The sequence below is a fragment of the Paenibacillus sediminis genome (assembly GCF_017873765.1).
In the GTDB taxonomy this organism is placed as follows: domain Bacteria; phylum Bacillota; class Bacilli; order Paenibacillales; family Paenibacillaceae; genus Paenibacillus_AG; species Paenibacillus_AG sediminis.
Window position 1 is genome coordinate 110,293 of sequence record NZ_JAGGKP010000001.1, and the last position, 11,773, is coordinate 122,065.

At 44.6% G+C, this 11,773-nt stretch carries 13 protein-coding genes; 8 read left to right on the forward strand and 5 right to left on the reverse strand.

From position 1 onward, the window contains the following. The first annotated feature begins 15 nt into the window (after window positions 1–15). The 8 genes from J2Z20_RS00590 to J2Z20_RS00625 all read left to right on the forward strand — a co-directional run bounded on the left by J2Z20_RS00590 (window position 16) and on the right by J2Z20_RS00625 (window position 7,046). Complete coding sequence (locus tag J2Z20_RS00590) at window positions 16–813, forward strand: 2-keto-4-pentenoate hydratase (protein ID WP_209844349.1); 798 nt, start codon at window positions 16–18, stop codon at window positions 811–813. A gap of 26 nt (window positions 814–839) precedes the next feature. After that, complete coding sequence (locus J2Z20_RS00595) at window positions 840–1,733, forward strand: acetaldehyde dehydrogenase (acetylating) (RefSeq protein WP_209844351.1); 894 nt, start codon at window positions 840–842, stop codon at window positions 1,731–1,733. 6 nt (window positions 1,734–1,739) lie between these two features. Continuing rightward, entirely contained in the window at window positions 1,740–2,765 is a 1,026-nt protein-coding gene (dmpG, locus tag J2Z20_RS00600) for a 4-hydroxy-2-oxovalerate aldolase (protein WP_209844353.1), read from the forward strand. Window positions 2,766–2,783: 18 nt separating this feature from the next. Continuing rightward, window positions 2,784–3,566, forward strand: coding sequence for a 2-keto-4-pentenoate hydratase (locus tag J2Z20_RS00605; RefSeq protein ID WP_209844355.1), 783 nt, complete (start codon window positions 2,784–2,786; stop codon window positions 3,564–3,566). A gap of 8 nt (window positions 3,567–3,574) precedes the next feature. Next, window positions 3,575–4,513, forward strand: a complete 939-nt coding sequence (locus J2Z20_RS00610) for an amidohydrolase family protein (RefSeq protein ID WP_209844357.1) — start codon at window positions 3,575–3,577, stop codon at window positions 4,511–4,513. A gap of 27 nt (window positions 4,514–4,540) precedes the next feature. Next, window positions 4,541–5,971 carry an aldehyde dehydrogenase family protein gene (locus tag J2Z20_RS00615; RefSeq protein ID WP_209847119.1) on the forward strand — a complete coding sequence of 477 codons (1,431 nt, stop codon included), beginning with the start codon at window positions 4,541–4,543 and terminating at the stop codon, window positions 5,969–5,971. A gap of 66 nt (window positions 5,972–6,037) precedes the next feature. Next, window positions 6,038–6,232 carry a 4-oxalocrotonate tautomerase gene (locus J2Z20_RS00620; RefSeq protein ID WP_209844359.1) on the forward strand — a complete coding sequence of 65 codons (195 nt, stop codon included), beginning with the start codon at window positions 6,038–6,040 and terminating at the stop codon, window positions 6,230–6,232. 13 nt (window positions 6,233–6,245) lie between these two features. Beyond that, window positions 6,246–7,046 carry a DODA-type extradiol aromatic ring-opening family dioxygenase gene (locus tag J2Z20_RS00625; protein ID WP_209844361.1) on the forward strand — a complete coding sequence of 267 codons (801 nt, stop codon included), beginning with the start codon at window positions 6,246–6,248 and terminating at the stop codon, window positions 7,044–7,046. A gap of 72 nt (window positions 7,047–7,118) precedes the next feature. On the opposite strand, the gene J2Z20_RS00630 is transcribed toward J2Z20_RS00625, so the two are convergent. From J2Z20_RS00630 to J2Z20_RS00650, 5 genes are read right to left on the reverse strand one after another with little or no spacing between them, the layout of a single operon-like run. Then, window positions 7,119–7,826, reverse strand: coding sequence for an ABC transporter ATP-binding protein (locus tag J2Z20_RS00630; protein ID WP_209844364.1), 708 nt, complete (start codon window positions 7,824–7,826; stop codon window positions 7,119–7,121). Further along, a complete protein-coding gene (locus J2Z20_RS00635; RefSeq protein ID WP_209844366.1) occupies window positions 7,813–8,574 on the reverse strand; it encodes an ABC transporter ATP-binding protein in 762 nt (253 codons plus the stop codon). The genes J2Z20_RS00630 and J2Z20_RS00635 overlap by 14 nt, the downstream gene beginning before the upstream one ends. Further along, complete coding sequence (locus J2Z20_RS00640; protein WP_209844368.1) at window positions 8,571–9,578, reverse strand: branched-chain amino acid ABC transporter permease; 1,008 nt, start codon at window positions 9,576–9,578, stop codon at window positions 8,571–8,573. Before J2Z20_RS00640 ends, J2Z20_RS00635 begins: the two co-directional genes overlap by 4 nt. Further along, window positions 9,575–10,444: a branched-chain amino acid ABC transporter permease gene (locus J2Z20_RS00645; protein WP_245251813.1), complete on the reverse strand. Its 870-nt coding sequence runs from the start codon at window positions 10,442–10,444 to the stop codon at window positions 9,575–9,577. The genes J2Z20_RS00640 and J2Z20_RS00645 overlap by 4 nt, the downstream gene beginning before the upstream one ends. A gap of 49 nt (window positions 10,445–10,493) precedes the next feature. Then, on the reverse strand, window positions 10,494–11,759 hold the full coding sequence (locus J2Z20_RS00650) for an ABC transporter substrate-binding protein (RefSeq protein WP_245251814.1): 1,266 nt from the start codon (window positions 11,757–11,759) through the stop codon (window positions 10,494–10,496). Between the last annotated feature and the right edge of the window lie 14 nt (window positions 11,760–11,773).

Below are 11,773 nucleotides of genomic sequence, written 5' to 3' on the forward strand. Positions count from 1 at the left end.
AGAGGAGGACGTCCCATGCACGATTTGATTTCGGAAAAGGCCGCCCGTTTCTCAGCGCATCTTGAGCAGGCAGAGCTGATGGGCCAAGGTGTAGAACCCCTTACTTCATTGGATCCGCAGATTACAATTAAGGAAGCGTATGAGGTTCAGTTGGCAACGATTCAGAAGAAATTAGATACGGGCCGCCGCGTAGTAGGAAAGAAGATTGGTTTAACTTCCATTGCGATGCAGAAGCTCCTTGGCGTAGACCAGCCGGATTACGGCCATCTGCTTGATGATATGGTTGTGGGTAACGGCGAGACAATATCGTTCTCTCGTCTGCTGCAGCCGAAGGTAGAGGGGGAAATTGCTTTCGTACTGAAGCGTGATCTAATTGGTCCAAATGTAAGCGCACTTGATGTAATACTGGCTACTGATTTTGTGCTGCCAGCACTTGAAATTGTCGATAGCCGGGTTAAGGATTGGCAAATCAAGCTCCAAGATACAATTGCAGATAACGCATCCTCTGGACTTTTTGTGCTAGGGGGTAAACCGGTTAAACCAACCGATATAGATTTAACGCAAATCGGAATGGTACTGTACAGAAACGGCGAGATCATGAATACGGGTGTTGGTGCCGCCGCTCTTGGCAATCCGGCAGCTTGCGTCGCATGGCTTGCGAATAAGCTGTTTGAATTCGGCATCATCCTGAGGGCAGGGGAAGTGATCCTGTCGGGCGCTCTTTCTGCTGCAGTGAACGCGGAACCCGGTGATCATTTCAGCGCTAGATTAGCCCACTTAGGTGAAGTTAGCGTTCATTTCAATCCGGTTTAATATGAAGCAAGGAGGGGAGACGCTCCATGTCTAAAGTTAAGGTTGCTGTTCTCGGTTCGGGAAATATCGGCACGGATTTAATGTTAAAGCTGCAAAGATCAGAGCTGCTCGAATTGACAGCGATGATCGGCATTGACCCGGATTCGGACGGTCTGCGTCGTGCAAAGGAACTCGGATATGTAACGATTGATTCAGGAATTGAAGGATTTCTTGAACAGCCTGATCTGGCTGATATTATTTTTGATGCGACTTCCGCTAAGGCGCATATTCGCCACGCTAAGGCATTGCGAAATGCCGATAAAATCGCCATTGATTTAACACCCGCTGCTGTGGGTGCTCTAGTCATCCCAAATGTTAATTTGGTAGAGCATCTAGATGAAACGAATATCAATCTTGTAACTTGCGGAGGGCAGGCCACGATTCCGATTGTGCATGCGATTAATAAGGTATGCTCGGTAAATTATGCTGAGATTGTTGCGACCATTTCGAGTAAAAGTGCAGGCCCAGGGACTCGCGCGAACATTGACGAATTTACGGAAACGACGGCAAGGGGGATTGAAATGATCGGTGGTGCCAAAAAAGGCAAAGCCATTATCATTTTAAACCCGGCAGAACCACCGATTTTAATGAGAGATACGGTCCATGCTTTGGTAGATGGCGAACATGTGGATGCTATTGCCATTGCAGCTTCGATCCATGAGACAGTCAAAGTAATTCAGACTTATGTTCCAGGATATCGTTTGCGAACAGAACCGATTATTGATCACAATCAAGTAACTGTTTTCCTTGAGGTTGAAGGAGCGGGAGATTATTTGCCGAAATATTCAGGTAACTTAGACATTATGACTTCGGCCGCGGTAAAAGCTGCAGAGGAACTTGCGCGCCATAAGCTTGATAAATTGGCTCTTTACGGAGGATGAACAGGTATGAGTATAGAAAGAGAATTATTCATTACGGAAGTCGCCCTTAGAGACGGGAGCCATGCGGTTGCGCATCAATATACGACAGAGCAGGTTACTCAGGTAGCTAAAGCACTAGGCGAGGCGGGAGTTCCATATATCGAGGTTTCTCATGGGGATGGATTAGGCGGTTCATCGCTTCAGTATGGTCTATCACGGACGAATGAAATGGAGCTCATTGAAGCCGCAGTTTCCGTATGCGGTTCATCGAACATTGCTGTTCTGGTGCTGCCTGGCATCGGTACGATTAAGGATTTGAAAGAAGCGGCTAAGCTCGGAGCTAAGATGGCACGAATAGGTACGCATGTCACGGAAGCAGATGTGGCTGCTCAGCATATTCAGACGGCGAAGGAGTTAGGTCTTGAGACCGTTGGTTTCTTAATGATGTCTCATATGGCCTCAGTCCATAAATTAGTTGAGCAAGCTAAACTACTTGAAAGCTATGGAGCCGATACGGTGTATATGTTCGATTCTGCAGGGGCGCTGCTTCCGCATGAGGTGAAGGAACGAATTCATGCACTGCGCCAGAGTTTATCTGTGAATATTGGGTTTCACGCTCATAACAATTTGTCTCTAGCATTGGCTAATACTCTAGCCGCCATAGAAGAAGGCGCGACACGAATTGACGGAAGCATTCGTTGCCTAGGAGCGGGTGCTGGGAACACGCAAACGGAAGTGCTCGTTGCAGTGCTGGATAGAATGGGAATTTCAACAGGTATTGATTTATATAAAATAATGGACACAGCTGAAGAGATCATTGCTCCAATTCTCCAAGCACCTCAGGAAATTACTAGAGACAGTTTGGTTCTAGGTTATGCAGGTGTATACTCCAGCTTCCTGCTCCATGCCCAGCGGGCAGCCAAAAAATTCGGGATCGACTCTAGAGATATACTGATTGAGCTGGGCCGTCAGAAGGTGGTCGGCGGTCAAGAAGATATGATTGTCGATGTCGCTGCTGAATTAGCTAAAAACAAAGCGATATATTCTGTTTAATGGTTTGGAGGAGAGCAGATGGACACGGCAACAGTTAAAAAGATCGCCAAATATTTACACCTTGCTGAATTGGAAAAAAGAGAAGTGCCTCGCATTACTCTGCAGTACCCTGAATTAAGTGTAGAGGAGGCTTACGAAATCCAAGAACATTTGGTTCAAATAAAGCTTGAGCACGGCCATAATATTGTCGGTCCGAAGATGGGGCTAACGAGCCAAGCGAAGATGAAGCAAATGGGGGTAGATGAACCTATTTATGGTTATGTATTTGATCATATGGTGAAATCAGGTCAAGAAATTTCCTTAAGCGACTATATTCATCCGAAGGTAGAAGCTGAAATTGCCTTTATTTTAGGCAAGGACCTTGAAGGGACGAACGTTACAATTCATCAAGTTCTTGACGCGACTGAATATATAACGCCTGCACTTGAGATTATTGATAGCCGCTACGAAAATTTTAATTTTACGCTGCCAGACGTTATAGCGGATAATGCTTCTTCCTCGGGAGTTTTATTTGGTACATTGTTACAACCTCCTCATAAACTTGAATTGGATCTGATAGGAGTCACCCTATTAATCAACGGACATACTCGCGATCTTGGTGCGGGTGCTGCGGTGCTTGGACATCCTGCGAAGTCAGTAGCGATGCTCGCGAATATGCTTGGACGCAGAGGGCTTAAGCTTAAGGCAGGTCAAGTGATATTGACAGGAGGCATTACAGGCGCAATTCAGTTCGAAGCCAAAGACACGGTTTCTGCCAAATTCGCAGGGATTGGATCTGTGGACTTTGTTGTAAAGGAGTAGCACCCTCTATGTACGATGCCCATACGCACGTTGTGACCCATGATGTGATGGAATGGCTTAGAGCGAATCAAAATAAAGTTCATGCCAAATGGATCAAACGAGATCCGGCAAAAGCGGAATTTCTAAATGTGAACGGCAGCTGGGAATTCGAGCTGAAAGAAGCATTTGTGAACTCGGAACTTTATTTAAAAGAGCAAGAGAAGGCGGGTGTTATTCACTCGCTTATATCGCCTATCCCACAATTATTTCTGTATGAGTTTGAATCAGACATTACGTCTGAACTGGCCTCTGTATATAACGACAGCCTCGTAGAATTGGTTCAGGCAAACAGAACTAAACTATCCGCACTCGCTACGCTTCCTTTAAACGAACCAGAACGTGCAGCCATGGAATTAAATCGTGTAATGGGCAAAGGTCTGAAGGGAGCGATCATTGCTTCCTCCTGGTCTGGGAATAGGCTGTCTGACGATAAATTTATTCCTTTCTGGGAAGAAGCCGACCGTCAGAAAGCAGTTCTATTTATACACCCTTTACTTAATATGGATCCAAGGCTTAGTCACAAAATGATGGCTAACCTGATCGGAGTGCCGTGGGAGACGACGGTTTGTGCTGTAGACCTAATCGTTCATGGTATATTAGACAAATTTCCGAATGTGAAAATTTTACTTGCTCATGGCGGAGGCTTCCTTCCTTATCAAATTGGAAGAATTCATAAAGGCTATGAGAATTGGAAAGCGGTTTCATCATCTATGCAATCCTCTCCCTTTGATTATTTAACACGTTTCTGGTATGACACGGTTCTATGGAATTCTTCAGCCTTACAATATCTTATTGAGTTGGTCGGTAAAGAGAGAGTCGTTCCAGGATCAGATTATCCTTTTGACTTATGTGAATGGCCGCCTGAACTTCATGATTCAGGAGCATTTATAAAATTAATGGAGGGATAACAATTGAAGTATCCAGATTACAACAAAATGTGGATCAGAGGACAGTGGAGAGAGGGCTCGAGCGAGCTGCGTTATTTGAATCAAAACCCCTTTAATGGTGATCCCCTCACAGAAATAAAGCTAGCCAATCAGTCAGATATAGATGAAGCTTATAAGTCTTCCTTCGAATTGCAGAAAGAGTGGGAGTCTGTATCTGCATTCGAAAAGGCGCAAGTGATCGAACGGGCTGCTCAAATTGTTGAAAGAAGAAAGGATGAAATCATTAGGCTATTAATAGAAGAGCTGGGAAGCAGTCACGGGAAAGCACATTTTGAAATAAACTCAACCATTCTTTGCATGAAAGAAGCTGCAACTTATCCATTTCGTATGCGTCATGAAATACTTCCTTCCATTATTCCTGGCAAAGAAAACAGAGTGCTCCGTGTTCCGGTAGGTGTAGTTGGCGTTATCGCCCCTTGGAATGTTCCATTTCATTTGGCTATGCGTTCTGTAGTTGCTGCGCTCGCAGCAGGCAACGGCGTCGTGCTCAAACCGGATATTCAGACCTTTATTTCAGGCGGAATCCTCCTTGCACAAATTTTTGAAGAAGCGGGCATTCCTGCGGGTTTGTTTAATTTGGTCATTTCCGATCTGCGCGAGATTGGGGATGCTTTTATAGAGCATCCGATTCCGAATATGATTTCATTTACAGGCTCAACTGCAGCGGGTAAACATATCACAGCTATAGCCGCTCAACAATTGAAGAAGGCTTCGCTTGAGCTAGGCGGCAACAGTGCATTTATTGTGCTGGATGACGCTGATATCGAACAGGCTGCGTCAGCGGCTATTTTCGGCAAATTCGTACATCAAGGTCAAATTTGTATGTCCATTAACCGAATCATTGTTGACCGTAAAGTATACAGCCAGTTTATTGAAGTATTCAAAGGGAAATTAGAAAAGGTAAAAGTCGGTGATCCGATGGAACCAGACACGTTTATCGGCCCAATGATCAATCAAAAGCAAATTGACCGTATCTTGAAATTGGTGCATAAAAGCGTAGATGAAGGAGCGCAATTAATCGTGGAAGGAAACATAAACGGCAACCTAATGGAACCTTTCATTCTAATTGATGCGACGAATGATATGACCATTGCACAAACCGAAATTTTCGGCCCTGTTGCCGTCATTATTCCGGTTGAAAGCGAAGAGGAGGCAATCCAAGCGGCTAACGGCACGCCATATGGACTAAGCGGCTCTGTATTTACATCATCCATCGAGAGAGGTCTTCGTGTTGCTAAGCAAATTAGAACGGGTATGATTCATATCAATGATCAAAGTGTGAACGATGAGCCTCATATCGCTTTCGGAGGAGAGAAACATTCAGGACTAGGCAGATTTGGCGGAGAATGGTCGCTTGAGGAATTTACAACGTTAAGATGGATTTCGATTCAAGAAAGTCCAAGACATTTTCCATTTTAATAAATAGTGTAATGATATCTAAATTGTAATCTCCAGTCAAACTTTATAGGAAAGGAAGCTTACGAAATGCCTATCATTAACATTCAGCTGCTGGAAGGAAGGCCACCGGAGAAAATTAAAGCATTGATCGCCAGTGTAACAGATGCCGTTGCATCAGAACTGGATTCACCTAAAGAGAAAATACGTGTTCTTGTATCGGAAATTCCAACGACTCACTGGGGAATTGGCGGGAAATCAGTCTCGGATATCAATCATCAATAAGGAGGAGATTTCGATGTCGCTTGAAATGGCTTTATTAGCAGCGCATGTTCCGAGCATTTGCCATGAGGAACGGTCGCCTGTCTTCCAACAGGAATTAATTAAAGGCCTGCGGCAAATGAGGGATCGAATTCAAGATTTGCAGGCAGAGGCCATTGTGTTGATGTCATGTCATTTTCCTACAACGTTTCACCATTATGTTGATGCTACGCCGCGGCATAACGGGATTCTAACAGCGCTCGAATGTCCAGATCTCATCTCGGATGTTCCTTATGATTATCCAGGAGATGAGGAACTGGCCCGCAGCCTAGTGACAGCAGGTAAGCAGGCCGGACTTCCTATTATAGAACTGAACGACCCGACTTATGTTTGGGATTATGGCACAGTCGTTCCACTTCGTTATTTAGTTCCTAATCAAGATATACCGGTCATTAACTTATCCATTTGTTGTGCAGCCAGTTTGGATGAAACATACCAATGGGGCGAACAAATAGGAATGATACTGCGGGAAAGCTCCAAACGGACAGTATTCATTAGCAGCGGTGCGTTATCTCACAACCTCGTTAGGGGGAGAGAAAATATGCCGACTAGGTCAGAACAGGCGATGGACAATCAATTTATTGATTATTTAATGAAAGGCGACTATGCAGCCGCGCGTGAAATGCTTACCCAATATTCGCGAATTGCGGGTGTAGAGTCAGGTGGACGTCACTTAGCAGCACTGCTTGGTCTATTAGATGATGAACATAAAGCGGTGTTTTGGGGGTATGGGCAATCATCCGGGAGCGCTAACGCCATCATTTCGTTTGCTTCATAGTAAGAAAGTCTGTGGGAGTATAGAAACAAAGAGAACCTGCTGAGCTCAAGAAACGGCAGGTTCTTTCATTTGTTACACTCCAAGATATCGATGCTGAATTTCTTCATTGGCAAGCAGTTCCTGAGGGCTTCCCTGCCAGACGATTTGCCCTTTGTTCATCACCAGCACTTCATCGGCAACACTGCAAGCTAAAAATAAATTTTGTTCGACGAGTAAGATAGACAGTCCATTCTCCTTCAGCATTCTAATGATATCGCCGACCTGCTCGATAATGACTGGAGCGAGTCCTTCTGAAGGCTCATCCATCAGCAGAAAATGAGGGTTCGTCATCAGCGCTCTTCCGATCGCGAGCATTTGCTGCTGCCCTCCAGACAGCTGGTTGCCCATATTATGTTCGCGTTCTTTGAGTGCTGGAAATAGTTCATAAATTTCATCCAGTGTCCATTTTTTATCTCTCGTTTGTTTCCGTGGCTCCCTTGCGGGCATCGTTAAATTTTCTTTGACGGTAAGTGAAGGGAAAATCCTTCTCCCTTGGGGGACTAGACCGATTCCTAAACGAGCAATGCGATAGGGAGGAGCGCTGTCGATCTTCGTTTCTTCGAAGTAAATTTTACCTTTACGAGGCGGTGTTAAGCCTGCAATTGAATGGATGGTTGTCGTTTTACCTGCGCCGTTACGGCCAAGCAGTGCTGTACATTTCCCCTCGGAAACCGAGAATGATAACCCTTGTAAAATATGACTGTTTCCGTAATAAGTATGAACCTCTTCAAGCTTCAGCACGCTGCAGCGCACCTCCCCCGAAATAAATATCTTTTACTCGCTGATCGTTTCTTATTTCTTCTGGTTTACCTGACAGGAATACCTCGCCATGATGAAGTACCGTAATCCGATCTGCAATGGAGAATACAACCTCCATATCGTGCTCGATGACTAGCAAACTAATGGTACGAGGCAGTTTCTGTATCAGCTTTGTAGTTTGTATTGTTTCTGCAGGTGACATTCCTGATGTCGGTTCGTCGAGCAGTAAAATGGTTGGTTTAGTGGCGATCGCGAGCATGATTTCCACTAACCTTTGCTCACCATAAGAGAGTTCATCTACGGTCTGATTTCGGCGCTCCCAGAGATCCCACTCTTTAAGTAAATCCTGAGATTCTTGCTGCATATCTTTATAACTCAACAGAGACTTAAACAGCTTAAAGCGATAAGATTTGCGGGCAGTAACTGCCAGATGGACGTTTTCCTCAACGGTCAGCTTGCCGAATAAATTGTTTTTTTGAAATGTTCTGGACATGCCTTCAGAGACGCGGGTATGACTCGGAAGATCGGCAATCATTTTGCCTTGAATAGATACGGTTCCTTCGTTAATTGGAAGAACGCCAGTTATGCAGTTAAACAGTGTTGTTTTGCCAGCTCCATTAGGACCGATGATGATATGCCGCTCTTCGGGCTCGACCTCTAGACTAACGTTTTTTAAAACCTGAAGCCCTTTAAAAGATTTACTCAACCCTTCTACTTTAAGCAAACTCACGCCTCAGTCACTCCTTTAGTCTCATCCTTACTAATCTTCTCAGATGAATTTAGGGCGGGGGAATTTATTTCTTTCTGCCGTCGACTTATCTTGCGCCATGCTAAAAGCAACAAATTGGCGATACCTCCACGGCCGTACAGCACGAACGCGACAAAAATAACGCCCATAATCATTGGCCAACGTTCCGTATAAGAGCTAATATAATTTTGCAAAATGACGAACACTGCCGCCCCGATTGGCGGGCCAAACAGCGTACCAACCCCTCCGATAATAATCATGACAAGCACTTGTCCAGAGAAGTTCCAATTAAGCGTATCGGGACTGACAAAATAATTGTAGAAGGCATATAGCCCGCCTGCATAACCTGCAATGCCGCCAGAAATCGTATACGCAAGCAGCTTATATGAACGTACAGAGTAGCCTAATGCTCTCATACGCGACTCATTCTCTTTAACCCCGATAATGGCTTTGCCTGCAGGTGAATTGATGAACATACGGAGCAGTACATAGCAGATCATAACAGAGACCGCCATGACATAATAAAGTCCCATTGAGCCGCTTATAGGTCCGAATCCAAAATCGAGGGATGCAGCGACGCTCATTCCATCTGATCCGCCAGTCACACCCTTTAGCTTGTAGGCAACCGCATACAGCATTTGACTGAAGGCGAGGGTAATCATTAGAAAATAAGCGCCTGACGATCTTATAAACAAAAATCCTGTTAACAGCGCGATTAAAGCTGCAAAGATAATTGCCGACGCTAACAGCACAAAAGTGTTCGGTACAAACTTGCCAAGGAGAGCGATTGTATATGCCCCAATGCCGAAAAATGCCGCATGACCTAAAGATACTAACCCTGCATACCCGGTAATTAAACCGAGGCTCAGTACGAAAATTGACATAATGAACACTTCGGCAGTTAATTTGATTCCGTAAGACGTCAGCATGACAGGGAGAATAAGGAGAAGAACAGCAATTGCAGCAGGAAATATCATTTTCTTCATGCGTCCACCCCTTTTCCGAACAAGCCTGACGGTTTAATTAATAATATAAAGACCATTAAGGCGAAAATAAGGACCATTGAAAAGGACGGGAACCAAACCTGTCCAAGCGTATCGACCATACCGACCAAGATCGCCCCGATAAATGCTCCTTTCCATGTCTTCAAACCGCCGATAACGACGATGACAAGCGATAGAATCAATACATCGTTATCCATTCCAGAATATAATCCTAGGATTGGGGCGCCAAGACCGCCGCTCAGACCAGCCATTCCTGCCCCGAACGCAAACACGCCTGCAAATACCAATTTAAAATTGATGCCGAGACTGCTCAGCATATGACGATCATCTACACCGGCTCGAACAATGGCTCCAATACGAGTTCTTGATTCTATGTACCAAAGAAGGAGTGCCACGGCACATCCGACCACAACCACAAATAGCCGATAGACAGGAAACGTAACGACACCGATTGTCAATGAAGCATCAAGCAGTGGAGGAATGGAAATGGATTTTGGGCTGGAGCCCCAAATCCATTTCACTAAATCTGTGAAAATAAAGATTAAACCGAACGTAAGCAGCACCTGTTCCAATTCTTTACCATACATTCGGTTTAATAGAAATCTTTCGATTAACATGCCGAGAATAGCTAGAAGAATGACCGAGATCAGTAAAGCAAGCCAAAAATTAAGATGTTGGTTTATAAACGTAAAGGTGAAATAGCCGCCGATCATAAATAATGCGCCGTGAGCCAAGTTAACGACACTCAGCAGCCCGAAAATGATCGTAAGCCCAGCTGCTATCATAAAGAGCAGCATTCCATAGGCCAAACCAGTAATGATTTGTACAAACAAGATGGACAAGTCCAATAGCCTCTCCTGCCTTCCGGTTTATCCATTTTAGGTTATGTTCTAAGTTTTATTTCGCAGGCGCCTGCTCAGGCATTGTTACATTTGGAACGGTATCCAATATTTCTTGCAAGATGCCGTCTTTTTTCACATTTTTGACGATATAAAAGTTTTGGATCGGGTTGTTTGTTTTTGCATCGATGGTGATCGTGCCGCGCGGACTTTCAAACGTAATTCCTTTTAATACTTTAATTAAATCTTCTGATTTCTTACTTCCAGATTTCTCTATGGCTTGATGAATTAATTGAGCGGAATCATAGCCGTCAACACTGAATACATTCGGAGCTTTGTTATATTTCGCTTTGTATGCATCTATGAATTTCTTGTTGGCGTCGTTATCAATAGCCGGAACCCAGATGGCATTTGCTAGAATACCTTCTGCAGCGTCCCCAGCTGGTCCCGTAATAAGCTCGTCACCAAGCTCGAGAGGACCTGTCAGCGGAATTTTCCCTTGAAGACCAAACTCCTTGTATTGCTGCACGAACCGAATACCGTCAGTACCTGTGGCAAAAGCGAATACAAGATCGGGTTTGGCGCTGGCTACTTCCGTCAAATATGTCGCGAAGTCATTTGTACCTAGCTTTGGAAATACCGATTTTACAACTTTACCGCCGGCTTGTTCGAATGCTGCGATAAAGGCATCCGCAACTTCGTGCCCAGCTGGATAATCTGGCCCGATGACAAAGGCGGTTTTACCGACATTTTTCGCGTAGTATGCTGCACCCGCACTCCCATTTTGCCAATTTGAAAAGGAAACCCGGTATATATAATCGCTCTTCTTACCCCATGACACATCATTAGCTGCTGCATTCGCATCGATTAACACAATTTTGTCTTTCTCAATCGGATCGCGTAAAGCGTTAATAACAGAGCTAGAGATTGGACCTACCAATATATCGACTTTCTCGCTGTCAACCAGTTGACGGTATTTTCGCAACGCGGTTTGTGGATTCGCTTCATCATCTTCATATTTGATTTCGACTTTGCGATTGCCGATCACCCAGTTGTTTTGTTCAAAATAAAGCTCCAGGCCGTTTTTAATGCTTTCAGATAAAGGGGCAAATGTACCTGTGAAGGAGAGAATAACGCCGATTTTTAAAGGTTCAGAATCACCTGCAGCCTGTGCAGTGCTTTCAGTCGTATTCGTCGACTCAGTGGTGTTTGAAGAATTCGATGATTTCTGACTGCACGCTGTCAAAATGAACATGAGTGCTGTCAGCAGAAGTACAAGCTTATTCAAATTTTTCTTGACGATAGGCAGTTTACCTCGTTGCATCTCATACTTACCCC